Below are 24,207 nucleotides of genomic sequence, written 5' to 3'. Positions count from 1 at the left end.
CGGGTTTTGGTTGATGCCAGGACATGACAAATCCATCCGGCAAAGCGATGTTGAAGGCCTTCGCAGCCACATTCGCAGTCCTGATCGCTGCCGTGTACATCTACGGCGAAACGCTGCAATCACACGAAAGTCCGGAAGATCAGGCCAAGGCTCGTTTGAGAAAGCACCTCGCGGAACGTGGGGAAGTCGACCGGATGCGCTACGTGACTTGCTCCCGACACGATGAACCGGAGCACAATCCGCTTCCGAATGTGTCCTACTATGTGCTGTGTGTGATCGAGCAGCCTAAGTCTGCGGGGGCAGTTGCCATCGAAGTGGCCTTCGGCCAACGCGATCAGGTGGAGTTTTGGGACCTGTCGCGCTGAAGATGACGGTAAGCGCTGCGGTGAGACCCTGGTCTTGCGGCGCAAGGCAGGTCCGAACACCGGTTCGAACGTCAGCGACCGATAGCCACAAATTTCGAAGGAAGGCCAGCTCTTGATCTATCTTCTCCGCCATGGCGAAACCGTCTGGAACACGCTCGGTCGGTTCCAGGGACAGCTGGATTCGCCGCTGACGAGGCTTGGCGCCGAGCAGGCAGATGCTGTCGCCAACCTCCTTCGCGCCGAGATTGGTGATGAGGTGCCGTCGTTCGAGATGCATGTCAGCCCGCTCGGACGGACCCGCGAAACCGCCGAAAGGGTGCAGCGGGTGCTGCCGCTTGCGAGCCGCGAGGATGCGCGGTTGATGGAGGTTTCGGTCGGCTGCTGGGATGGCATGACCAAGTTCGAGATCGACATGGAGTATCCGGGCAAACTCGATGGTTCCGATGTCTTCGACTGGTATTTCCGTTCGCCGGATGGGGAGAGTTTCGATGCCGCCTGTGCGCGGGCGGAAAGCTGGCTTGCGGATATCCGGCGGCCGACGGTCGCGATTTCCCATGGGCTGTTCGGCCGGTTGCTGCGCGGCGTCTATGCCGGCCTCTCCAGGCGGGAAATGCTGGAGTTGCCGGTGCCGCAGGATGGATTTTATCGTCTCGGCGATGGGGCGTTCAGCCTCGTCACCGGCGTATCGACCGGCCGGCAACTGGCGTCCGCTACCGAGTGAAAACACTAGCGCGGCACCTCGTGTCGGCTCCCGGGCCTTTCCAGTGGCCGCCGCGGTGGATCGACGTTTCTTCGCGGTTGGAGGGCTATCGGCCAAAGGCAGGCGCGGACTGCGCAAGCATCACGTTTGCATCGCCTGCTCCAGAGCGCTCAGCAACGCCCGCGTATCCGCCGGCTTGCCGACATTGACTGCCCCCGCCAGAACCTCTCCGCCGACCTGCTCCGGCTTTTCATAGGCGCTGGCAAGCACGAAGGGCACGCTCTGCGCCCGAAGCGCCTCCGCCACCGGCGTCACGGTGCCGTCTTTCAGGGTAACGTCCAGAATGGCCACCGCCGGCTCGGCGCTTCGCAAGAGCTGCAGGGCCTGCTTTACCGTCGCGGCGGGTCCCAAGACATGCCAGCCGTGCCTTTCCAGCAGCAGCTCGAGGTCCATGGCGATCAGGAACTCATCCTCGACGAGAAGCACGGACTTGGACATGAAACCAGTCTCTGTCTTTGGAGACCGGTGACAGGGGCGTAGCGATCTCTACTGCCAAACCCTTTGGTGCATAGTTCAGTTCCACGCGCGCGCCCAATTCGCTTCTCACGGAGAATTCGATAAGCCTGGTGCCGAAACCCGACCTGGTCGGGGGGCGTGACCGGCGGACCGTTCCTACAGGTCCCGCGCGAAAATCTGGCCGGTGAGATCCTTGCCGAAGCTGTGGTGTTGTTCTTCCTCGATCAGCGCGAAGCCGGCCTTCTCGTAGATGTGGCGGGCGGCGTCGAGGCCGGCATTGGTCCACAGGATCATGCGGTGGTAGCCCAGAAGGCGGGCGTGGCGCATGCATTCCTCGACCAGCCGACGGCCGATGCCGAGGCCCCGGGCGGTGGGCTCGACATAGAGCATGCGCAGCTTCGCCGTCGTTTCATCGTGGCGGACGAGAAATACCGAGCCGACGACCTTGCCGCCTTTTTCGGCGATCCAGCATCGATCCGACTTCGGATCGTAGTCGTGCATGTATTTGACGACGATCTCGGCGACTAGCGCTTCGAACGCGGTGGTCCAGCCATATTCCTGCGCATAGAGCGCGCCCTGCCGGTGGATCACCCAGCCCATGTCGCCCGGCTGCGGATCGCGCAGGATGAAGCCCGGCGTACGCTCCTCGGCAAGCAGGCTTTCGATCTCGCCCATGGCGCCCACCAGCTGCTTCTGTTCCGGCACCGAAAGCTTCTCCAGCATGGCGACGACTTCGCGCTGTGATGCATCCTCCAGGGGCTGGAAGATCACGCGCCCCGCGTCCGTCAGCTCGAGTTGCGTGACCCGGCCGTCGGCCGGCGAACGGGTCTTTTCGATCAGCCCCTTCTTCTCGAAGCCGGTAATGACGCGGCTGAGATATCCCGCATCGAGGCCGAGTTCGCGGCAGAGGTCGCTCGCCGTCAGACCGGAGCGATGCGCCAACTCATAGAGAATGCGGACTTCGGTCAGCGAGAAGGCGCTGGCGAGCAGATGCTCGTGCAGCAGGCCCATCAGTCGGGTGTAAAAGCGGTTGAAGTGCCGCACCGTCTGGGCGCGGTCATCGATTTGCTGCGGAGACATGGGATGCCTTCATGAGTTTGCCTTGATCAGATAATTAGTTGCCTAAGGCAAGTATTGTCAAGCAGGAATGCGCCAAGGCCTGCGGGACCGCCCGCTGCCGAGCGCCGGCGCATGTGCGCCCCCTTTTGGTTTTTTGCATTTGCTAATTTAGGTAGGAGATCGTTTCAGGCTGCGATAATATCGGATCGGATATCTCTTAGGTCCGGAAATCCGGAACGGGCCGCTTTTCAACGTGTTTGGCAAGCCCATGGAGCAGAGATTAGCCGCAGTGCTGGCGGCCGATATGGCCGGCTACTCCAGGCTGATGGAGGCCGACGAAGCGGGCACGCTTGCGCGGCTCCGCACCCACCGCATCGAGCTCATCGATCCCGCGATCGCCAAAAACAAGGGGCGGCTGATCAAGACCACCGGCGACGGGCTGCTGGTGGAATTCCAGAGCGTGACCGATGCGGTCAAATGCGCGGTCGAGATCCAGCAGCGCATGAAGAGGCGGAACTCCGATGTGCCGGAGGACCGGCGGATCGAATTCCGCATCGGCATCAATCTCGGCGACATCATCTTCGAGGACGACGACATCTTCGGCGACGGCGTCAACATCGCCGCGCGCGCCGAGCAGCTGGCCGAGGTCGGTGGCATCTGCGTGACGGCAGCAGTGGCAACACAAGTGGCCGACCGGCTGGAATTGCCGATCGAAGATCTCGGAGAGAAGACGCTGAAGAACATCAGCCGGCCGGTGCGCCTCTACCGCGTCGGTCTCGAGGGGCTGGACCTTCCGGCCTCGACGGGGGGGAGCGAAGCGAAAAAGGGCGTCTGCAAACCGACGATCGTCGTCTTGCCCTTCGACAATATGAGCGGCGATCCCGACCAGGAGTTCTTCGCCGACGGGCTGACCGAGGACATCATCACCGAGCTTTCGCGAAGGCATGAGCTCTTCGTCATCTCGCGCAACTCCTCCTTCGTCTACAAGAACCAGTCGGTCAACGTGCGCGAGGTGGCCGCCAGCCTCGGGGCGCAATATCTGGTGGAAGGCAGCGTGCGCAAGATCGGCGAGCGGGTGCGCGTCACCGTCCAGTTGATCGACGCGGTCAACGACGCACACATCTGGGCCGACAAATACGACCGGCAGCTCGACGACATCTTCGCCATTCAGGACGAGGTGACGGCGGCGATCGCCGCGACCGTGCCCGGTCGGCTGGAGGCCGCCCAGCGCGACCAGCTTTCGCGCACCAAGCCGGCCAACATGGCCGCCTATGAATGTGCGCTTGCCGCCAAGGTGCTGCATCACCGCAGCAGTGCCGACGACAACAGGCAGGCGCAGGCGTTGATCGACCGTGCCGTTTCGCTCGATCCCGGCTATGCCCACGCGCATGCCTGGCGGGCCTGCATCCTCGGGCAATCCTGGGTCTACGGCTGGTGTGCCGACAAGGAGGCGACCTGGGCCGAGGTCAACGCCGAGCTCGAACGGGCGCTTGCGCTCGACGACAACGACGCCGACGTGCATCGCATCCTTGCCGCCGTCAACGTCAACACCAACGAACTGACGACGGCGCGCTATCACCAGGAGCGGGCGCTGTTCCTCAACCCCAATTACGACCTCGTCGTGGTGCAGCAGGGCGAACTCTTGACCTGGCTCGGCCGGCCGGAGGAGGGAGCGGAATGGATCCTGAAGGCGATGCGCCTCAACCCGCACCACCCGGAACGCTTCTGGAGCCACCTCGGCAAGGCGCATTTCGCCGCGCGCCGATATGGCGAGGCGATCGAGGCCTTCATGCACCTGACCTCGATGGACGAGACCCAGCACGCCTTCGTCGCCGCCTGCCACGGCTGGCGCGGTGATGCGATTGCGGCGGGCGCGCATATCGGCAAGGTCAAGGCGCTGGCGCCGAGCTTCGAGATCGAGACCTTTCTGGCGACCATGCACTATGCGCAGGAGGAGGACCTGCAGCATCTGCGCGAGGGGCTGGTGAAGGCGGGGGCGGGGTGAAAAGCGGGCCCGCGCGCTCAAGGCCTGCGCGTGGACGCAAGCACGGATCCGGAGGCGAGGAGGATGCGTTTCCGCCCCTGACAACGCAATTGCGGAGCCTGCTGCACCGTCGGGAGAGGTGGCTATGGAAGCAGTTCGCGCAGAACGGCGGCTGGTGGCCATTCTTGCCGTCGACGTTGTCGGCTACTCGCGGCTGATGGAGGCCGACGAGGCCCGTACGCTCGCAGCCATCAAGGCGTGGCGTTGCGACATCTTCGATCCCCTCATGCAGGACTACCACGGCCGCATCGTCAAACTGATGGGCGACGGTGCGATCGTCGAGTTCGGCTCCGTCGTCGATGCCGTCGCCTGTGCGGTCGCGTCGCAAAACAGGGTTGCGGCGCGCCAGGCGGATATCCCGCGCGAGCATCGGCTGCTGCTGCGCATGGGCATCAACCTCGGCGATGTCGTCGTCGAGGGGGATGATCTGCTCGGCGACGGCGTCAACGTCGCAGCCCGCCTCGAGCAGATGTGCGAGCCAGGGGGCCTGTTCGTCTCCGGCACCGCCTTCGACCACCTGCAGGGCAAGTTCGAACTGCCGCTGGAGTTCATTGGCGAGCATCACGTGAAGAACATCCAGCGGCCCGTCCGCGTCTACCGGGTGCAGTTCGACGGAGATCTCAAAAATCGGCGCTTCACCTTCGAGACCCTTCGCGGCTGGCGCATTGCGGCTGCGCTGGCCGTGATCGTTGCGACCGGCCTTGCGGCGACGTGGCTGGTGCAGAGGCGCGAGAGCGTCGAGCCCGCGTCCGTTGCGCGGAGCGCCTTGCCGCTGCCGCAGACGCCCTCGATCGCGGTGCTGCCTTTCGAAAATCTCAGCTCCGATTCAGCGCAAAGCTACTTCGCCGACGGCATGACCGACGACCTGATCACCGAACTGTCGAAACTGTCGGGCATCTTCGTCATCGCGCGCAACTCGACCTTTGCCTACAAGGGCAAGCCCACCAAGGCGCAGCAGGTGGGGGCGGAACTGGGCGTCCACTATATCCTCGAAGGGAGCGTCCGTCGGGAGGGAAACCAGGTTCGGGTCAATGCCCAATTGATCGACGCGATCGACGGGCACCACCTGTGGGCCGAGCGCTATGATGGGGAAATGAGCGGCGTGTTCGGGCTGCAGGACAAGGTGATCGGACAGATCGTCTCGACGCTCTCCGTGAAGCTGACGAGTGCCGAAAAGAACGTGGCGGCGGTGCCGGAAACGACGAACCCGAAGGCCTACGATACCCTGTTGCGCGGCTGGGAGCATCTTCGCCGCGACAGCGAAGCGGAAACGGTCGCAGCTTCCGCATTTTTCCAGAAGGCGATCGTGCTCGACCCGCACTATAGCCGCGCCTACGCGTCGCTGGCGGCGGCAAACTGGCGGGCGAGCACCCTCTCCTGGGATTATTCCCGCAGGGAGGCCGCGTCCAGGAACCTCGCCAGAAATCTCGCAAAGGCGATGGAGAGGCCGACGCCGCTTGCCTATGCCGTCTCGGCGCAGGTGCTTGCGCAGCAGGGGCGTTACGACGAAGCCTTCGCCGCCATCGACCGAGCGATGACGCTAGCACCCAACGATCCCGACAACCATGTCGGCATGGCGCGGATCCTCAACGCGACAGGACGCGCGACGGAGGCGGAACAGGAGGCGCGCCTGGCGATGCGGTTCGATCCTCACCCGACGCGGGCAACGCTGCGCATGCTCGCCGTCTCGCTGTTTTCTCAAGGCAAATACGACGAGGCCGCCGCCACTTACGAGCGGGTGCTCGAGAAAAGCTCCGAACTCTTGGGGGATTACGCCACGCTGACTTCGAGCTATGGACATCTCGGCCGCACGGGCGACATTCAGAGGCTGGTCGACCAGTACAACAAACTGGCGACGTCCTCGCTGGGAGATCCGCTCACCGTCCAGGAAAGCGCCTATGACTGGTATGGCAGCGCCTTCAGCTACCACCGGCCCTATATCGCGCGGTTGCAGGAGGGACTTCGCAAGGCCGGATTGCCGGAAGGGGCCGGCACGGACCTTGCCTTCGACGACTATGCCAAGTTCATGACGCTGACGAAGGGCGAGCTCAGCGTCGAGCGAACGATAAAGGTCGACGTTGCGGAAGTGAAAGCGCTGCTTGCGCGCGGCGTCACCTTCATCGATGTGCGGGCGCCGCTCACCTATGACATTGGCCATCTCCCCAAGGCCGTCAATCTGTCGCTGCTGACCGCGCTATCGAAGGAAAGCCTCGCCAAGGTGGTGGGAAAGGCAGACGAGGTCGCCTTCTATTGTCAGGGCCGAAACTGCACCCATGCCGCCTATGCGTCCGCCAAGGCGATCGCCTGGGGCTACACCCGCGTCTACTATTTCGCCGGCGGATTTCTGGAGTGGGATGACGAGGGCTACCCGCTCGTGATCGAGGTCGGCAAGTAGTTCGGGCAGGGATGTCCGCGATCCATTGCCACCGTGGCCCGATGCTGATGAAGATCGACTTCCGGTCGCTGTGCGAGCTGGGGCGCCACTGGCGCGGCATCGGCGTGACGCTCTTCATCAACTGGGCGATCAAGCCATTCTCGATGGCCCTGCTGGCATGGTTGTTCATCGGCTGGCTCTTCCGCCCGTTGCCGCCGCCATCAGCCTGTTCGGCATCCAGTCGGGCGCCGCGCTCGCGACCGTCGTCGGGGTGCTCATCGAGGTGCCGGTGATGCTGTCGGTCGTCTGGATCGTGAACAGGTCCAGGGACTGGTACGAGGCAGCGCCGGCGGTGGCCCGGAATTCCGTCTCGAAAGGCGCATGAGCGATGGAGGCGCGTGTCGCGCTCGCTGGACAACCCTTGATACATGCGCCAATGATGACGGATGGACGAAATCGTCATCCAGGCGCACAAGCATTGCGCCAACCATCGAGCCGAAATCGAAGCGAGCCCGTCCTGCGGATGCTTCTATTGTTGCGAGATCTTTCCGGCGGCCGAGATCAACGAATGGATCGACGATGACACAACGGCGATCTGTCCCCGTTGCGGCATCGATTCCGTCATCGGCAGTGACTCAGGCTTTCCCGTGACGACGGTCGAATTCCTGGCGCGGATGAGACGCTATTGGTTTTGAGCGTCGCGCCGTCCGCCCTGAAGCGGGGGCGCAACGCCACGTAGGCTTCAGCCTGTCGCCATCAAGGCCCAGCTCGTTTGCCGGGCATCGATGGCGGCTCCTTGCCGCGATCTTGGTCGGATCAGGCCTCAGGCTCGTGGCAGACAGCCTCGATGTTGTGGCCATCCGGATCGAAAACGAAGGCGGCGTAATAGTTGGCGTGGTAGCGCGGGCGCAGGCCCGGCGCGCCGTTGTCCCTGCCGCCGGCCGCAAGGGCTGCGCTGTAGAAGGCGTCGACCTGCTCACGGGTCGTGGCCATGAAGGCGAGGTGAAGGTGCGCCGGCGTTTCCTCGGTCTGGTAGAGGCACAGCGACGACTTGCCGTCCGTACTCATCTCCACGCCATGCGCGCCATGATCGACCACCGAAACGCCGAGCGGTTCGAGCGTCTTCAGGTAGAAGTCGAGGCTTGCCGCATAGTCGCGGACACCGAATTTGACGTGGTCGAACATCGCGTTCTCCTGTGTGCGGGTTTGAGGTGCGCTGGCGAGGCGGCGCATTTGCGGCCGGGATTGGGCTGATACCCCGATGGCCTGTTGCAGGCAACCGTAGGTCCTTGGGGGCGCATCGGTATGCGCTCGGGGCCTAGCCTCTTGCCGCGCGGCGCGTCACACGGTGCAGACCTCCCGCACGCAGGCCCGCAACCAGCGGTGCGCCGGGTCGGCGTCGAGGCGGGGGTGCCAGAGCAACGAGATGGTGATTTCGGGCAGGGCGACGGGCAAAGGGAAGCTGACGAGGTTTTCGCGCAGGCTTCCGGTGTAGCGCTCGGGCACGCTGGCGACGAGGTCGGTGGCGCGGACAAGCACCAGGGCCTCGGAGAAGCTGCCGACGGAAGCGGTGATCTTGCGGCTAAGGCCGAGGGCCTCGAGGGCAGTGTCGATCGGGCCGACGTCGTTGCCGCGGCGCGAGACATGGATGTGGTGGCCTTCGGCGTAGCGGGCGGGCGTCACTTCGCCGGATGTCAGCGGATGGCCCGGGCGGACCACGGCGACGAAACGGTCGTGGAAGAGGGCCTGGGCGCGAAGCTCCGGGCCCGTCATGTCGCCGACAACGGCAGTTTCGAGATCGACGGTTCCTTCGCGAAGCGGGCTGCTTTCCCGGTCGAGCTTCTGCACGAAGCGCAGGCGTACACTAGGTGCTTCGCTTGCCACACGGGCAATCAGCGCGGCGCCGAAATTCTCGACGAAACCCTCGCGGTTCCTGAGCGTGAAGGTGCGGGAAAGCGTCTTCAGGTCCAGGCTCTCGGCCGGGCGAAGGCAGGCTTCGGCCGCTTCGACGATCGGGCCGGTGAGCGTGCGCAGCTCCAGCGCCCTCGGCGTCGGAACGAGGCCGCGGCCGGCGCGCACCAGCAGCGGATCGCCGGTCGCCTCGCGCAGCCTTGCCAGCGCCCGGCTCATGGCCGAGGGGCTGAGCCGCAGGCGCCTGGCGGCGCGGGCGACGCTGCCTTCCGCAAGCAGCACGTCGAGGGTCACGAGCAGGTTGAGATCCGGTCTGGTCATGCCCATCCATAACACAGTTGGCTCATGATGTGGCGTCAAACGCACGAATGAAGTGCAAATGCTGCGTCTTCCGCCACATGAAGCCGAGGTCTAATTTTTCGGAGAACTGACCTTGGAGGGTTTTTCGATGATCCCATGCCCACTGATGCCCGCCCCGATTTCCCTGTCTGATCGGAAGTCGTTGCCGCATATCTTGAATCATGAAAGCGCGCTATCGCCTTGTTTCCCCGCGATTTCCCGTGCTGCAAAAGATCGGCGCGAAACCTCGCGCGCGGGAGGTGGTCGATGAGCGCGACGAAGACTGCAAACGCTCCCGCCACCGCCTCGGTTCGCTGCGTGCTCACCAGCCTGTCGCTGTCGATGCTGCTCTCCTCGCTTGGCACCAGCAGCGCCAATGTGGCGCTTCCGGCGCTGGCGGACGCTTTTGGTGTCTCGTTCCAGGCGGTGCAATGGGTGGTGCTTGCCTATCTGCTTGCCATCACCACGCTGATCGTCAGCGTCGGGCGGCTTGGCGATATCGTCGGACGGCGGCGGCTTCTGCTTGCCGGCATCGCGCTCTTTATCGCAGCCTCGGTGCTTTGCGGCCTGACGCCCGCTTTCCCGCTGCTCGTCGCGGCGCGAGCGATGCAGGGCATCGGGGCTGCGATCATGATGGCGCTGACCATGGCGTTTGTCGGCGAGACGGTGGCGAAGGAGAAGACCGGCAGCGCCATGGGCTTGCTCGGCACCATGTCGGCCATCGGCACAGCGCTCGGGCCGTCGCTTGGCGGCGCGCTGATTGCCGGGCCCGGTTGGCGGGCGATCTTTCTCGTCAACGTGCCGTTGGGGCTCGTCGCTTTCCTTCTCGCCCGTCGGCATCTGCCGGTAGACCGAGGCCTTGAGGGCAGGGAGCGCTCACGATTCGATGTCGCCGGCACCTTGCTGCTTGCGCTTTCGCTGGGCGCCTATGCATTGGCGATGACGGTGGGACGCGGCAGTTTTGGCATGCTCAATGTCGCGCTGCTTTCGGCCGCCGTTTTAGGTCTTGCACTGTTCCTGCGGGTCGAGACCAAGGTAGCCTCGCCGCTGATCCGGCCGGCGATGTTGCGTGATCCGGTTTTCAGCCGCGGGCTTTCGACCAATGCGCTGGTCTCGACCGTGATGATGGCGACGCTGGTGGTCGGGCCGTTCTATCTGTCGCGCGGGCTGGGGCTCGATGCGGCGATGGTCGGGCTCGTCCTGTCGGTCGGTCCCGTCATCTCGGCCTTCGGTGGCGTGGTCGCCGGCCGTATCGTCGATCGCCTGGGCGCGGGCTTCGTAGTCACGATCGGTCTTGCCGCGATGGTTGCGGGCTGCGCGGCGCTTGTGCTGCTGCCGGGGCTTTTTGGCGTTGCCGGTTATGTCGCGGCGATCGCGCTTTTGACGCCCGGCTACCAGCTGTTCCAGGCGGCCAACAACACGGCGGTCATGGCGGATGTGAGCGCGGACCGGCGCGGCGTCGTTTCCGGCCTGCTCAACCTTTCGCGCAATCTCGGCCTCGTCACCGGCGCATCGGTCATGGGCGCGGTCTTTGCCTCAGCCGTGGCGGCAAGCGACATGGCCGGGGCGGCGCCAGCCTTGGTCGCCAGGGGCATGCAGGTGACCTTTGCTGTGGCTGGGCTGTTGACCGTGACCGCGCTGGCGATCGCCGTTGCGGGCAGGGCGTTCAGGCGCGCACAACGGGCCGTCGCCGCGGAGCCAGCGGGAGAGTGATGATCCCGCAAGAGACGGGCGGGGCCGACGCGGCGCCGCTCAGCGATCGGCACCCGACCGATTGCGCCACGCCTCGGACGCGAGGCTGTAGCTCTGGTGGAGGATCTCTTCGCCCCTCGAGCGGGAGGCCTTCCGCATGGCCTGTTGCGGGCGAAAGCCGAGCTTGAGCAGCACCTTGCCGGAGGCCGGATTGTCGGCCGCGTGGCCTGTTTTCAGCCTCGCGAGCCCGAGCTGCTCGAAGGCGAAGGACACCACCGCCTGCGCGGCCTCGAAGGCATAGCCCTGGCCCCAGCTTGGCTTCTCCAGCCAGTAGCCGAGTTCGCCTTCTTCGCCGTCGATCTCGTCGAGATCGACCAGGCCGATCATGCGGCCTCTGCGCTCGATGGCAAATCGAAAGGCCGTGCCGGCGATCCATTCCTGCCGGTGCTCACCGAACCAGCCGGTCATGTCGTCGGGATCGGGTGGAAACTGCGCCATGCGTAGCATGCGCGTGACGTCCCAATCCGACTGGATCTCAAAGGCGCGCTGCGCATCGGCGGGCGTTGTCGGGCGCAGCGCGAGTCGATCGGTCGTCAGCGTGACCGCGGGGCGATTTCCAGTGCTCGCTGCGGATGGGCGCATTGTGAGAGGTCTCCCCATCGATCCGCACTGATCGTCAGACACTACCGCGTTCAGGCGGTCGGCAAACGCTCGAGCCGGGCGCGAAGCGTTTCGAAATCCGGCACGAACCAGATCGAATCACCCTTGTTCGTTTCGCGCACGAAATCGGTCAGCGCCTTGCTGGCTTCGAGCCTGGTGCTGATATCGCCGACGATGGCGAGCCGCATGCGGTAGTTGACGAATTTCTGGAACACCTCGCCGGCGACGCGGGTCGAAAGATCGAGGAAATGGGGACCCAGCCGTTCGACCGGGACTGCCAGCAAGTCGGCCTCATGCGCCCAGCCGTCGCCAAGAAAATCATTGGCGTCGCCCGGTGCCGCAAGCAGGGGGCCATCGACAGCGCATTGCAGCACGCGCGCGGTTCCGATTTCGATCAGCTGTGTCATGCGCCAAGAAGTAGGCTGCAAAGCCCAGGGTTGCAAGGCTGTTGCCTCGGGTTCTGCCGTCGGGGCAGGTTGCGCTCGCCGCCGGCAGGATTGGTCCCGTATCCGCATGTCCGGCCGGTTCGGCCGAGCGGGCATGAGGCGATGTATTTCTAGAAATATATCGATATTCGCAAAAACTGATTGGCGTCCGCAAGTTATGCCGGAACGACGCGTGAGAATTTCTCGGGAATTCCGGTACCAGTTTTCTGTCAATTTGACACAGATCAATGACCCCTTCTGTTCGGCATTTACTCTGAGGCTCGGTGAAAAGCTGTCATCGGACGGTCACGGGATTGATTTTTATTTCCGGTGGCGCATCTTACCTTGGATTGTGTTGGGGGACGCAGGAATGCCGGAAGTCGTTCAGGCACAGCCGATCGAAAAGCCGCCGCGCTCGCGACGCGCGGAGCTGATTACCTTCTTCGTGCTCGCCTTCGGCATCTGGCCGATCGTCGCCGTTGGTATCGTCGGCGGCTATGGTTTCCTTGTCTGGATGCTGCAGATCATCTTTGGCCCGCCGGGCCCGCCCGGGCATTGAGGTCGAGCCATGAAGGTCGAACCTCTCTCACGCCGTGAACTTTTTACCGGCCGCGCTGCCGCAAAGCCCGTCCGCATCCGCCCGCCGGGCGTTTCGGAACTCAGCCTTGCCGCCTGCACCGGTTGCGGCGCCTGTGCGGAGCGATGTCCCACCGCCATAATCCGTCTTTCTGACGGTCTTCCCTTCGTCGACCTTTCGGGCGGCGAATGCACCTTCTGTGGTGCCTGCGAGGAAGCCTGTCCCGAGCCGGTATTCACCGAGAAGGCCGTGCGCCGTTTCCCGCATGTCGCCGCGGTCACCGATACCTGTCTCGCGCGCCGATACATTGCCTGCCAGTCCTGCGGCGAAAGCTGTCCGGAGCAGGCGATCCGTTTTCGCCCGCGTATCGGCGGGCCGTTTCTGCCTGAGATCAACGAAGACCGATGCACCGGCTGCGGCGCCTGCCTCAGTGGCTGCCCGGTGAGGGCGATTGCAGTGAAGGCATTGGAAGTGGAGGTGGCGCATGTCTGAGGCCGCAGCGGCAAAGGCGGGTACGCCCTATCACATTTCGAGCGCCGTGGTCGCCACGATGCCGCAGAGCACCGAAGCGATCCTGGCGACGCTCGCGGGAATGGAAAACGTCGAAATCCATGGCCATGGCGGCGGCAAGATCGTCGTCGTCATCGAAGGCAGAAGCACGGGCGCGCTCGGCGAGCGGCTGACTCAGATCTCGCTGCTCGACGGGGTGATCTCGGCCAACATGGTTTTCGAGCATGTGGAAATGGAAGAGGAAGGGCAGGAGCCATGAGCGGAGAACTGACGCGGCGTGACATTCTGAAGGCCCATGCGGCCGGCATCGCCGCCGCCACGGCCGGCATTGCGCTGCCTGCCGCCGCACAGCCGGTGCCGGGCGGCGTCAACGCGCTGGAAATCAAGTGGTCCAAGGCGCCGTGTCGCTTCTGCGGCACGGGCTGCGGCGTGATGGTGGGCGTGAAGGAAGGCCAGGTTGTCGCCACCCACGGCGACATGCAGGCCGAGGTCAACCGCGGTCTCAACTGCATCAAGGGCTATTTCCTTTCCAAGATCATGTACGGCAACGACCGCCTGACGACGCCGCTCTTGAGGAAGCGCGGCGGCACTTACGCCAAGGACGGCGAGTTCGAGCCCGTCAGCTGGGACGAGGCCTTCAACGTCATGGCCGAGCAGGCAAAGAAGGTGCTGAAGGAGAAAGGCCCGACGGCCGTCGGCATGTTCGGCTCCGGTCAATGGACGATCTTCGAGGGCTATGCGGCGACCAAGCTGATGCGGGCGGGTTTCCGCTCCAACAATCTCGATCCCAATGCCCGCCACTGCATGGCGTCCGCCGCCGTCGCCTTCATGCGCACCTTCGGCATGGACGAGCCGATGGGCTGCTACGACGACTTCGAGAACGCCGATGCCTTCGTGCTCTGGGGCTCGAACATGGCGGAGATGCACCCGATCCTCTGGACCCGAGTCGCCGACCGGCGTCTCGGCCAGCCGCATGTGCGCGTCGCGGTACTTTCGACCTTCACCCATCGCAGCATGGACCTGGCCGATATCCCGATCGTCTTCAAGCCAGGCACCGACCTCGTCATCCTCAACTACATCGCCAACCACATCATCACGACCGGCAAGGTCAACGAGGACTTCGTCAACAAGCACACGAAGTTTGCTCGCGGGGTCACCGACATCGGCTATGGTCTCCGTCCCGACAACCCGGTCGAGGTGAATGCCGCCAACTCCAAGGACCCCGGCAAGACCGAGCCGATGGATTTCGAGGCGTTCAAGGAGTTCGTTTCCGAATATACGCTGAAGAAGACCGCCGAGATGACCGGCGTCGATCCGGAGTTCCTGGAGCAGCTGGCCGAGCTTTATGCCGACCCGAGCCGCAAGGTCATGTCGCTCTGGACCATGGGCTTCAACCAGCATGTGCGCGGTGTGTGGGCCAACCAGATGGTCTACAATCTGCATCTTCTGACCGGAAAGATCTCCGAGCCCGGCAACAGCCCGTTCTCGCTGACCGGGCAGCCGTCTGCCTGCGGCACGGCGCGCGAGGTCGGCACCTTCGCCCATCGCCTGCCTGCCGACATGGTGGTGACCAATCCCGAGCACCGCAAGCACGCCGAAGAAATCTGGCGCATTCCGCACGGTATCATTCCGGAAAAGCCCGGCTACCACGCCGTGCAGCAGGACCGGATGCTGAAGGACGGCAAGCTCAATTTCTACTGGGTGCAGGTCAACAACAACGTCCAGGCGGGGCCGAACACCGCCAACGAGACCTGGCAGGGTTATCGCAACCCGGACAATTTCATCGTCGTTTCCGATGCCTATCCGACAATCACGGCGATGAGCGCCGACCTGATCCTGCCCGCCGCCATGTGGGTGGAGAAGGAAGGGGCCTACGGCAATGCCGAGCGTCGCACCCATGTCTGGCACCAGCTGGTGCAAGCGGGCGGCGAGGCGCGCTCGGACCTCTGGCAGATGGTGGAGTTTTCCAAGCGCTTCACCACCGACGAGGTGTGGCCGAAGGAGATCCTCGACGCCAGCCCCGAATATCGCGGCAAGACGCTGTTCGAGGTTCTGTTCAAGAACGGGGAAGTCGATCGTTTCCCGCTGACCGATGTCAGCGCCGAATACGACAACAACGAAGCCAAGGATTTCGGCTTCTACATCCAGAAGGGGCTGTTCGAGGAATATGCCACTTTCGGACGCGGCCATGGTCATGATCTGGCGCCCTACGACACCTATCACGAGGTGCGCGGGCTGCGCTGGCCTGTGGTCAACGGCCAGGAGACGCGCTGGCGCTACCGCGAGGGCTTCGACCCCTATGTGAAGCCGGGCGAGGGCGTGAAGTTCTATGGCAACAAGGACGGCAAGGCGATCATCCTTGCGGTGCCCTACGAGCCGCCGGCCGAATCCCCCGACGACGAATACGATACCTGGCTGGTGACCGGCCGCGTGCTGGAACACTGGCACTCGGGCTCGATGACCATGCGGGTGCCGGAACTCTACAAGGCGTTTCCGGGCGCGCGCGTCTTCATGAACGCGGAGGATGCCCGCAAGCGCGGCATCAACCAGGGCATGGAAGTGCGCATCGTCTCGCGCCGCGGCGAGATCCGCTCGCGCGTCGACATCCGCGGCCGCAACCGCATGCCGCCCGGCGTCGTCTTCGTTCCCTGGTTCGACGCCAGCCAGCTGATCAACAAGGTTACGCTCGACGCCACCGATCCCATCTCCAAACAGACGGATTTCAAAAAATGCGCGGTCAAGATTCTTCCCGTCACCCTCTAGGGTGGTCACGGCTGGTTCGGGCCGTTGCCAAACGGCCCGCATGGATGGCCCTTGCGGCTGGCCTTCTGATGTTCGTCACGACGGCGGCCGTCGCCCAAGTGGCGGAAAAACTGGTGCCGCAGCTCGAAGGGCCGACGCCGCAGATGGCGACGGAAGCGGCGGCACCGCTGCCGAAATGGGTGGTCGACGACAAGCGCAAGATGCGCGCCTATCCCGATCAGCCGCCGGTCATTCCGCATTCGATCGAGGGCTACGAGCTTTCGGTCAATGCCAACCGGTGCCTGTCCTGTCACAAGCGCGAGTTCACGCAGGATTCGGGTGCGCCGATGATCAGCGTCACCCACTACATGACGCGCGACGGGCAGATGATCGCCGACGTTTCGCCCCGGCGTTACTTCTGCACCGCCTGCCACGTGCCGCAGGCCGATACCAGCCCGCTGGTGCCGAGCAATTTCAAGGACATGAGCGAACTGGGCTTCAAGCCGGCCGGAAGCGAGTGACGACATGATCGCATGGATCAGGAAAATCATCCTTTGGGCCTGGGGCATCATGAAGACGCCGGCCGGCACGCTCGGCCTTGGCTTCCTCACGCTCGGCGGCTTCATCGGCGGCGTCATGTTCTGGGGTGCATTCAACACGGCGCTGGAACTCACCAACACCGAAAAGTTCTGCACCTCGTGCCATGAGATGCACGACAACGTCTATCAGGAGCTGACGCGCACCATCCACTTCTCCAACCGCTCGGGCGTGCGCGCCAGTTGCCCGGACTGCCACGTGCCGCATGAATGGACCGACAAGATCGCCCGCAAGATGCAGGCTTCGAAGGAAGTCTGGGGCAAGATCTTCGGCACGATCAATACCAGGCCGAAATTCCTCGAGAAGCGGCTGGAACTGGCGCAGCACGAATGGGCGCGCATGAAGGCCAATGACAGCCTGGAATGCCGCAACTGCCATTCCTCCGTCGCCATGGACCTGCAGAAGCAGACGCAGCGGGCGGCCGAGATCCACACCCGCTATCTGCTCTCGGGCAAGGCCACCTGCATCGATTGCCATAAGGGCATCGCCCACGAGCTGCCCAACATGGAAGGCATCGATCCAGGCTGGAAGATGCCGCCGGAACTGGAGGGCAAGAAGATGGCCAATCAGACGCCGATCGATGATCTGAGGCAGGCGATGGCGGATCTGCATATGCAGGCGCAGTAAGACGCGCCGGCCCGCCTGAGCCGCATTGAATTCTCCAGGGCCATGCCGGTGCGGTGTGGCCCTCTTTTTTACGGTTCTTGGGCAGTGCGTCCTTCATTCCTGGACCGTACTTCCCGCCGTGCCGACGCACGGCTGCTGGATTCCTGTGACGAGCACAGAGATGAGGGTGGGTGGGGGCCGGCCTCGTGCCAAGCCGCCAGATGAGGGGAGTGGCTTGGGGGTTCTTGAGCCAACGGCGCACATTCGGATCTGCGGCGATGGTCTTGTCGAACAGCGCTTTTCTCTCTTCATTTCCCCGCGCCAATCTTTTTTCGGAAAAAATTCGACACCGCTGTCGGCGCCGCCATTTCCCGTTCGTCATTTAGGCAGGGAGGCAATCTGGCTTCCTCCACCGGAGCGGGATAGGAAAAAAATCCGCGCGGGTCTTTCGCCCGCAGCTTGCTCTCACTATTTGGGTTTCACCACGCCGGCACCCCCAGAGGTCACGAGGACCGGGACTGGCGTGACAGAGGAGAATGGACAATGCGCGTAGTGGTTTTTGTAAAGGCGACCAAGGACAGCGAAGCGGGCAACATGCCCTCGACCGAGCTGCTGGAAGCCATGGGCAAGTACAACGAGGAACTGGTCAATGCCGGCATCATGCAGGCGGGCGAGGGGCTGCATCCCTCGTCGCGTGGCGCCCGCGTCGCCTTCGACGGCGCCGACCGCATGGTCATCGATGGCCCCTTTGCCGAGACCAAGGAACTGGTCGCCGGCTTCTGGATCTGGACCGTCAAGGACATGGCCGAGGCAATCGCCTGGGTGAAGCGCTGCCCGAACCCGATGCCGGGCCCGAGCGAAATCGAAATCCGCCCGGTCTTCGAGATGGAAGATTTCGGCGACTTGGTGACGCCGGAGATCGCCGCCCAGGACGAGCGCCTGCGCGAGAAGATCGCCAAGGGGTGAGGGCAAACGGCACCAATTACCTTGTGGCGCTAGGGCGGGAGTAGGACTCCGCCCTAGGATGCTTCCGTAGATGCTAAAGGATTGTGAAGACTTACGATTTAGCAAGAATGGCGGGTTATGAAGTGAGTCTCGTCAATATTTGCTACGCAGGGTTCCGCAATGACGACTGAAAACAATTCGACGAAGAGCTTACAGATTATCCTGGCGATCATTGCGGCGGTGGGTGGGTTTTTCGCCGGAAATGCCGCGCTGCCGCTTATTGAGCTAGTTACTGGGAAGACGGTTCCTGCAACGAAACTTGAGGAAGTCGAAAAGCGGCTTGAAACCGCACGCAAGAATGTGGCGGATGCAACTACCGCAGCGGATAAAGCCAACGCCGCTTCGAAGGCCGCGCTAGCGATAGCGGATAAAAAATTCGCGGAGGCGAACGACACTATCGCCCGCCTTCAATCCGAGCTCGACAACGTTAATCGCATCATTGAAGAGAATAACCGTTCGCCCCAAGTGGTGAGGATATCGCAGGGCGGAAGCCACTTGTTTGCGGGAACTGACCTGCACCTCACACTGGACATGATATCGGGATCGGGCGACGAGCTAAAAGCGACCGTTGGATATCGTGATAAGACCTTTCAGGTGACGCCGGGTGCGCATGGTAGTGCCACTATTGTAACTGGCGAAGGCCGAAACTGTGATGTGGCAGCGACCGCTGTAGAGCAAAATTATGGGGTCTTTGTTGTGTCTTGCCAAGCTACCCGATAAGCGACCGCTCTCTTTGACGCTCGCCATTGGAGGACTGGTTAAGCCTCTCATACTTCTCTTTCCCGCTCTGAGAGAGGGAAGCGTGCGGCTGTATCTGCAATCGCGCCGATTATGCACAGTAATATGGCGATCACCGGCTATTCGCATACGTCGATCGCGTTAAATATTTCTCGTAGAGATTGTATTAACCGTGTTCGTTTACCTTATTTCCGGGGTTTGAACCGGAGTGGGGCAATGGTCAGGACGAGCAGTTTCGTCATTTTTCTTCTTTCAAGTGTTTCGATCGCGGCGGCTGCCGATATCGATGGTCCGTTGGTGGGGCCGCAGGACGCCTATGAGGTGCCGGTGGAGCAGGCGTCGGGCGGCATCGTCGGCTACGTCGAGACGTCCTACGGCGCGGCCGTGGACTCGCCCGGCGACATCGATGCGGATGCATGGGACTTGCGCGGTGCGGTGAACTTCGACGCCGGCGCCGGCTTCAACCTGCAGGTCGATCTCGGCTACACGCGTGCCTCCTTTGAGGATATCGACACGAACAGCTATGACGGCGCGCTGCACGGCTACTACCGCAATGATCTCTTTGCGGCAGGCGTCTTCGTGCAAGGCGCACGCCTCGACCCGGGCATCGGCCTCGACCTCAACGATTACATGGGTGGCGTCGAAGCGGCCTACTTCCTTGATACCTGGACGCTGCATGGCGCGATCGGCTACGGCCAGGCGAGTGTGGAAGACTTCGACGACATCGATGCCGATCATTACATGGGCTCGCTCGGCGCGCGCATCTACGCGACCGACAACCTGCGCTTCGACGTCGACGGCTCGCTGCATCGCATGAGCGAAAACGACCTGGATTACGACCTGCGCAGCGTCAAGCTGACGGCCAACTACCGGCTGGACGCTTTCCCCGTCACGTTCTTTGCCGGCTACAAATACACCAACGAAGAGCTTTCAGGGCTGAGCGCTTCGGTTTCCGGCGACACCAGCACCCTTTTCGGTGGCCTGCGCTTCTCCTACGGTTCGACGACGCTCAAGGAAGAAGAGCGCCTCGGCCCGGTCTGGTCGAGCAATCGCCTGGCGTTCTAATCGGCTTGGCAGGCGGCAGCATTTTGCGCCGCTGCCAGCCAGGTACAATCATCAAGCAAGAGCATGGTGGCACCGCGCGTCTGAAGAGGCGCGCGGTGTTCTTATGTTATCGCAGGCTCCGGAGATAATTGGCCCGATCGAACGGGTTCGCGCCCAACCGGGGCCGGGAAGGCTGCGTGCCTGCGATTGGCGCGTAGTGATCGAAACTGTTTTCGAGCACGCCCGCGCCGCTGGTGAGCCCCGGCAACTGCCGCTGGACGCCCTGGACGTTGGCCGATGCGATCGTTCCGGCAAGCCGGGCGACGCCGCCTTCGATGATCGAATCCGTCGTCGACGCGCCTGACCTGGCGAGCAGCGTGTGGATGGCCGTCAGGACGGACGCGGGCGCTTCAAGGCGGAAGCTGTCGATCGGCTCGCAGACGACCGTGCCGGCCGAAGACAACGCCTCGGCGAGCACCAGCGGCGTCAGCCGGCGAAAATCGACGGCGGTGCTGGCCGGCGAGGTCTGGCGCGCCGCTGTCATGGCGACGTGGCAATCGATCACCTGCCAGCCGAAGAGCCCGGCCTTCAGCGTCTCGGCGACGGCCTCTTCGACCGCCCGGTAGAAGCTTGCGGGCATCTGGCCGACATCAACCTCCAGGGCAAAACTGTTGCCCGCTGCCGCCGGCCGCGGTTCGATCCTGAGGCCGACGGTCGCAAGGAAGGGGTTCGGCTCGCGGAAGATGATCTCGATGCCGGTTCCGTTGCCAAGGGGCCGTTCGACGCAGATGACCGTGCTTTCCTCGAAATGCGCCTCCAGCCCGAAATCGGCCGACAGGGTGGCCTCGATCACCTCCTTCTGCACCTCGCCATAGAGCGAAACGAACATCTCGCTGGCATCGTCGCTGGTGCGCAGGTTGATGAACGGGTCCTGTTCGGCCAGTTGCTGAAGGGCAAGCCACAGCGCCGTGTTGTCCGAAGGGCGCCTCGGCCGCACGAGGGTTTCGAGCGTCGGCGGGGCGAAGTGAAACGTCGCGGCACGCCTTCCGTCGACGCCGACCCAATCACCGATGCGGGCATGGGCAAGCCCGCCCACCTTGGCGATGCGGCCGGCTGTCACCTGGTCCACCTTTTCCAGCCGACCCTGGTCGAAGAGCTGGATGCTGGTCACCTTCGCCGCGCCGCCGGAAAGGACGAGATAGTCGCGCGTGGCGACGGTGCCGGACGTCAGGTTGAGAAAGGCGAGCTTTTCACCGCCCCAGCCGCGCTCGATCTTGAAGATCCGGCCTTCGACCGGCGCATCCGGGGCGGGTGCCTTCGCCGGCAACAGCGTCTCGATCGCGGTGATCAGGCCCGGCACGCCGACGCCGGTCATGGCGATGCCGCAATAGACCGGGTGCAGAAGGCCTTCGGCAAGCTGCGTCGCCAAGGCCTTCCGCAGCCGCTCGACAGTCAGACGCTGCGGTGCCAGCACATAATCGTCGAGCAAGGCTTCATCATTGGCGGCAAGCGCCTCCGAAAGTGCCGAAAAATGCGGTTCCTGCGCAAAGTCGATCGGCTCGGCTCTCGCGTGTCGGCTGCCGGCCTCGACCGCCGCCGACATGATGACGGGGCGGACCGAGAGTTGGCTGGCGATCTCTTCGACCACTTCGGCGGGACGCGCCCCCAGGCGATCGATCTTGTTGACGAAGAACAGGAAGGGGACGCCGAGGCGGCGCAGGGCGCGCACCAGCACGCGGGTCTGCGCCTGCACGCCTTCCACCGCCGAGACGACCACGACGGCGGCATCGAGCGCTTGCAGCACGCGCTCGACCTCGGCGATGAAGTCCGGATGCCCGGGGGTGTCGATGAGGTTTACGACCAGATCGCCAAGCCTGAACGACACGACGGAGGCGGCAATGGTGATGCCACGCTGCCGTTCGAGTTCAAGGCTGTCGGTCTGGGTATTGCCGCTATCGACGCTGCCGAGCCTGTCGATCGCGCCGGTGTCAAAAAGGAGTCTTTCCGTAAGGCTAGTCTTGCCTGCATCCACGTGGGCGAGGATGCCCAGATTCAATGTGCGCATATCCCATCAGCTTCTCAAAAATTCGGATCTGGGTTTCTTGAGAAGTGACTCGGCGCATCGGGGCCTCCAGACTTGAGCTTCTTGCGGATCGCGCAACCCACGGCAGGCGAGGGTGCTCGTGAAATCTAAGGACGCCACAGGAAGGGCGTCAAGCGCCGCCTGACAACTCCGACGCGGTGTTGCAGATTTGCTGGTGTGGCCGGGGCCACCGAAAAATGGCGATGCTCCCGCTTCGGGCGGTCACGCGAGGACAGGCCGAACACAATGTCTGGTCGTACTTATTAGTATATGCTAACTTCCTCCCGCCAAAGAAAAAGGGGGAGGCAAACATGGACATGACCCGTCGCGCCGTCGCTTTGGGCGGCGCCGGCCTGCTTGCATCAGCATCGTTCTTACCTGCGAACGCGCTGGAATCGCCGCTTTTCGATCCGGTCGAGGCTGCCGATGATTTCTGGCTGGCGGTGGAAGCCTATATCTACGGCTACCCACTGGTGACGACGGAAATGACCCGCCGGGTGGTGACCAATGTGGCCAAGCCCGAAGGCAGCAAGGGGCCGATGGGCCACGTCATCAAGCTGCGTGAATATCCGAACGCATCCTTCAAGGATGTCACCGCGCCGAATGCCGATACGCTGTACACGACAGCCTTCGTCGATGTGGGCAAGGAGCCGTGGGTGCTGTCGATCCCCGACATGAAGGATCGCTTCTTCCTGTTTCCGATGCTCGACGGCTGGACGACGGTGTTTCAGGTGCCAGGCAAGCGCACGACCGGCGGCGGGGCGCAGGCCTATGCCATTACCGGGCCGGGCTGGCAGGGAAGCCTTCCCGACGGCGTGACCGAATACAAATCGTCAACCGGCATCGTCTGGATCCTCGGGCGCATCTATTGCGATGGCACGCTGGAGGACTATGCGGCGGTGCATGCACTTCAGGACGAGTGCAAGCTTTGTCCGCTCAGCGCCTATGGCAAGGACTGGACGCCGCCGGTCGGCAAGGTCGATCCGTCGATCGACATGAAGACGGCGGTGCGCGAGCAGGTCAATCGCATGGATGCGGTCGAATATTTCACGCTTCTTTGCGAGTTGATGAAGACCAACCCGCCGACGGCGGCGGATGGCGAGGCGATCGCCAAATTTGCCGAAATCGGCATCGTGCCGGGCCAGGACTTCGACAAGAGCAAGCTCGATGCCGCCTTCGTCTCGCGCATCCCCGTCATGGCGTTCCATCGCATCATGCTGCACTTCAAGTTCAGCGATGGTGACATCCAGAACGTCAACGGCTGGGGCTTCACCACCAAGACCGGCATCTACGGCACCAACTATCTGCAGCGGGCGCTGATCACGGCGATCGGGCTTGGCGCCAATCGTCCGCAGGATGCGATCTATCCGACGTCGCTGAAGTCCAGGGACGGCCTGGTTTCCCGCGCCTATCACGGCTCCAACAAATACGTCGTCACCTTCCCCAAGGGGCAATTGCCGCCGGTGCGCGGCTTCTGGTCGATCACCATGTACGACGAGAACTATTTCTTCGTCGACAATCCGCTCAACCGCTATTCGATCAGCGCCCGCGTCAGCCCCAAGGCCAATGCCGACGGTTCGACGCAGATCTACATCCAGAATGAATCACCCGGCAAGGACAAGGAAAACAACTGGTTGCCGGCACCGAAGGGCAAGTTCATCCTGATGATGCGGCTCTATTGGCCCGACGACAGCCCGCCTTCCATTCTCGACGGGTCGTGGCTCATCCCGCCGGTGAAGAAGGCGGGATGACAGGGGCGAAAGAGTCCCTGCGTCTTCGCGTGAAGGCGCAGGGCGTGGCGATCAGGCTGCGGCTCAGCGCTTCGGCAGCACGAGATCGCCGACCGTATAGATGTGAAACTCGCTGCGGGAGACTTCGTCCAGCTTGCGGAACTTCTCCGCGAACACCGGATCGGAGAAGAACTCATCGACATTTCCGGTGCCCTGGATCGCCTCGACATTGACGACGGTCTCGCCGTCGGTGCTCTTCGACAGCGTGCTCCACAGAAAACCTTCCTTCCGTTCGGCAACGTAGTGCACGACGTCCTGGATGACGGCGAAGGCTTCTTCCTGCTTGCCGGGATGGGCGTGGATGACGTTGACGACGAAGGTCGTCGGAACGGGGGACGCCGAGAAAGTGGGGGTAGGGATCGTTGTCATGCTTCTCTCCATTTAAACGCCGCGGCGTATCGACCGCGACGGCATCTGGATATCGGGAGAG

At 63.1% G+C, this 24,207-nt stretch carries 25 protein-coding genes and 1 pseudogene; 18 read left to right on the top strand and 8 right to left on the bottom strand.

Annotation, left to right across the window (positions count from 1 at the left end; translation table 11 throughout):
* Positions 1 to 23: 23 nt before the first annotated feature.
* Both IB263_RS09280 and IB263_RS09275 read left to right on the top strand, forming a co-directional pair.
* Positions 24 to 365: a hypothetical protein gene (locus IB263_RS09280; RefSeq protein WP_060516059.1), complete on the top strand. Its 342-nt coding sequence runs from the start codon at positions 24 to 26 to the stop codon at positions 363 to 365.
* Positions 366 to 477: 112 nt separating this feature from the next.
* Positions 478 to 1,086, top strand: coding sequence for a histidine phosphatase family protein (locus IB263_RS09275; RefSeq protein WP_112975901.1), 609 nt, complete (start codon positions 478 to 480; stop codon positions 1,084 to 1,086).
* Between the two features lie 120 nt (positions 1,087 to 1,206).
* Here IB263_RS09275 and IB263_RS09270 read toward each other — a convergent pair whose 3' ends face one another.
* Complete coding sequence (locus IB263_RS09270; RefSeq protein WP_060516061.1) at positions 1,207 to 1,563, bottom strand: response regulator; 357 nt, start codon at positions 1,561 to 1,563, stop codon at positions 1,207 to 1,209.
* Between the two features lie 174 nt (positions 1,564 to 1,737).
* The gene (locus IB263_RS09265; protein WP_192438390.1) at positions 1,738 to 2,661 is read right to left on the bottom strand and encodes a bifunctional helix-turn-helix transcriptional regulator/GNAT family N-acetyltransferase; all 924 of its coding nucleotides are present in this window, start codon (positions 2,659 to 2,661) and stop codon (positions 1,738 to 1,740) included.
* A gap of 247 nt (positions 2,662 to 2,908) precedes the next feature.
* On the opposite strand from IB263_RS09265, the gene IB263_RS09260 reads away from it, so the two are divergent.
* From IB263_RS09260 to IB263_RS09245, 5 genes and pseudogenes are all read left to right on the top strand, one after another.
* On the top strand, positions 2,909 to 4,645 hold the full coding sequence (locus tag IB263_RS09260) for an adenylate/guanylate cyclase domain-containing protein (protein ID WP_060516063.1): 1,737 nt from the start codon (positions 2,909 to 2,911) through the stop codon (positions 4,643 to 4,645).
* A 124-nt stretch (positions 4,646 to 4,769) separates the two neighbouring features.
* A complete protein-coding gene (locus IB263_RS09255) occupies positions 4,770 to 7,079 on the top strand; it encodes a rhodanese-like domain-containing protein (protein ID WP_192438389.1) in 2,310 nt (769 codons plus the stop codon).
* 38 nt (positions 7,080 to 7,117) lie between these two features.
* Positions 7,118 to 7,276, top strand: a pseudogene (locus IB263_RS34675) (arsenical-resistance protein); the annotation flags it as partial.
* Positions 7,237 to 7,443 carry a hypothetical protein gene (locus IB263_RS34670; RefSeq protein ID WP_371814091.1) on the top strand — a complete coding sequence of 69 codons (207 nt, stop codon included), beginning with the start codon at positions 7,237 to 7,239 and terminating at the stop codon, positions 7,441 to 7,443. The pseudogene IB263_RS34675 and the gene IB263_RS34670, both read left to right, overlap by 40 nt.
* Positions 7,444 to 7,504: 61 nt before the next feature.
* Entirely contained in the window at positions 7,505 to 7,753 is a 249-nt protein-coding gene (locus IB263_RS09245; protein ID WP_192438388.1) for a cytoplasmic protein, read from the top strand.
* A 121-nt stretch (positions 7,754 to 7,874) separates the two neighbouring features.
* On the opposite strand, the gene IB263_RS09240 is transcribed toward IB263_RS09245, so the two are convergent.
* The gene (locus tag IB263_RS09240; RefSeq protein WP_089043548.1) at positions 7,875 to 8,243 is read right to left on the bottom strand and encodes a VOC family protein; all 369 of its coding nucleotides are present in this window, start codon (positions 8,241 to 8,243) and stop codon (positions 7,875 to 7,877) included.
* Positions 8,244 to 8,399: 156 nt separating this feature from the next.
* Positions 8,400 to 9,290, bottom strand: a complete 891-nt coding sequence (locus IB263_RS09235) for a LysR family transcriptional regulator (RefSeq protein ID WP_192438371.1) — start codon at positions 9,288 to 9,290, stop codon at positions 8,400 to 8,402.
* A gap of 285 nt (positions 9,291 to 9,575) precedes the next feature.
* On the opposite strand from IB263_RS09235, the gene IB263_RS09230 reads away from it, so the two are divergent.
* Positions 9,576 to 11,021: an MFS transporter gene (locus IB263_RS09230; protein WP_192438369.1), complete on the top strand. Its 1,446-nt coding sequence runs from the start codon at positions 9,576 to 9,578 to the stop codon at positions 11,019 to 11,021.
* Between the two features lie 39 nt (positions 11,022 to 11,060).
* On the opposite strand, the gene IB263_RS09225 is transcribed toward IB263_RS09230, so the two are convergent.
* Entirely contained in the window at positions 11,061 to 11,642 is a 582-nt protein-coding gene (locus IB263_RS09225) for a GNAT family N-acetyltransferase (RefSeq protein ID WP_192438366.1), read from the bottom strand.
* A 50-nt stretch (positions 11,643 to 11,692) separates the two neighbouring features.
* The gene (locus IB263_RS09220) at positions 11,693 to 12,067 is read right to left on the bottom strand and encodes a DUF4180 domain-containing protein (protein WP_034793127.1); all 375 of its coding nucleotides are present in this window, start codon (positions 12,065 to 12,067) and stop codon (positions 11,693 to 11,695) included.
* Positions 12,068 to 12,455: 388 nt separating this feature from the next.
* On the opposite strand from IB263_RS09220, the gene napE reads away from it, so the two are divergent.
* From napE to IB263_RS09175, 9 genes are all read left to right on the top strand, one after another.
* A complete protein-coding gene (napE, locus tag IB263_RS09215) occupies positions 12,456 to 12,644 on the top strand; it encodes a periplasmic nitrate reductase, NapE protein (protein ID WP_034793129.1) in 189 nt (62 codons plus the stop codon).
* A gap of 9 nt (positions 12,645 to 12,653) precedes the next feature.
* Complete coding sequence (gene napF / locus IB263_RS09210; protein ID WP_192438363.1) at positions 12,654 to 13,154, top strand: ferredoxin-type protein NapF; 501 nt, start codon at positions 12,654 to 12,656, stop codon at positions 13,152 to 13,154.
* Positions 13,147 to 13,431 carry a chaperone NapD gene (locus IB263_RS09205; RefSeq protein WP_034793133.1) on the top strand — a complete coding sequence of 95 codons (285 nt, stop codon included), beginning with the start codon at positions 13,147 to 13,149 and terminating at the stop codon, positions 13,429 to 13,431. The genes napF and IB263_RS09205 overlap by 8 nt, the downstream gene beginning before the upstream one ends.
* Entirely contained in the window at positions 13,428 to 15,935 is a 2,508-nt protein-coding gene (gene napA, locus IB263_RS09200) for a periplasmic nitrate reductase subunit alpha (protein WP_060516070.1), read from the top strand. Before IB263_RS09205 ends, napA begins: the two co-directional genes overlap by 4 nt.
* A 44-nt stretch (positions 15,936 to 15,979) precedes the next feature.
* The gene (locus IB263_RS09195; RefSeq protein ID WP_089043553.1) at positions 15,980 to 16,435 is read left to right on the top strand and encodes a nitrate reductase cytochrome c-type subunit; all 456 of its coding nucleotides are present in this window, start codon (positions 15,980 to 15,982) and stop codon (positions 16,433 to 16,435) included.
* 4 nt (positions 16,436 to 16,439) lie between these two features.
* Positions 16,440 to 17,138 carry a NapC/NirT family cytochrome c gene (locus IB263_RS09190; RefSeq protein WP_034793141.1) on the top strand — a complete coding sequence of 233 codons (699 nt, stop codon included), beginning with the start codon at positions 16,440 to 16,442 and terminating at the stop codon, positions 17,136 to 17,138.
* A 522-nt stretch (positions 17,139 to 17,660) separates the two neighbouring features.
* A complete protein-coding gene (locus tag IB263_RS09185) occupies positions 17,661 to 18,083 on the top strand; it encodes a YciI family protein (protein WP_034793144.1) in 423 nt (140 codons plus the stop codon).
* Between the two features lie 159 nt (positions 18,084 to 18,242).
* Positions 18,243 to 18,842 (top strand): hypothetical protein, encoded by a 600-nt coding sequence (locus tag IB263_RS09180; RefSeq protein ID WP_034793147.1) that lies wholly within the window; start codon positions 18,243 to 18,245, stop codon positions 18,840 to 18,842.
* A 234-nt stretch (positions 18,843 to 19,076) separates the two neighbouring features.
* Positions 19,077 to 19,925, top strand: coding sequence for a hypothetical protein (locus IB263_RS09175; protein WP_192438360.1), 849 nt, complete (start codon positions 19,077 to 19,079; stop codon positions 19,923 to 19,925).
* A 106-nt stretch (positions 19,926 to 20,031) separates the two neighbouring features.
* Here the strand turns inward: IB263_RS09175 and IB263_RS09170 are convergent, their stop codons facing one another.
* Complete coding sequence (locus IB263_RS09170; RefSeq protein WP_192438357.1) at positions 20,032 to 21,969, bottom strand: translation factor GTPase family protein; 1,938 nt, start codon at positions 21,967 to 21,969, stop codon at positions 20,032 to 20,034.
* 329 nt (positions 21,970 to 22,298) lie between these two features.
* Here IB263_RS09170 and IB263_RS09165 point away from each other — a divergent pair, with 329 nt between their 5' ends.
* Positions 22,299 to 23,738 carry a DUF1254 domain-containing protein gene (locus tag IB263_RS09165; RefSeq protein ID WP_192438354.1) on the top strand — a complete coding sequence of 480 codons (1,440 nt, stop codon included), beginning with the start codon at positions 22,299 to 22,301 and terminating at the stop codon, positions 23,736 to 23,738.
* Between the two features lie 63 nt (positions 23,739 to 23,801).
* Here IB263_RS09165 and IB263_RS09160 read toward each other — a convergent pair whose 3' ends face one another.
* Complete coding sequence (locus IB263_RS09160) at positions 23,802 to 24,146, bottom strand: antibiotic biosynthesis monooxygenase (protein WP_034793159.1); 345 nt, start codon at positions 24,144 to 24,146, stop codon at positions 23,802 to 23,804.
* Positions 24,147 to 24,207 lie beyond the last annotated feature (61 nt).

The sequence above is a fragment of the Ensifer sp. ENS03 genome (genome assembly GCF_014852035.1).
Classification (GTDB): domain Bacteria; phylum Pseudomonadota; class Alphaproteobacteria; order Rhizobiales; family Rhizobiaceae; genus Ensifer; species Ensifer adhaerens.
This window is presented reverse-complemented; position numbering and strand designations above follow the sequence as displayed.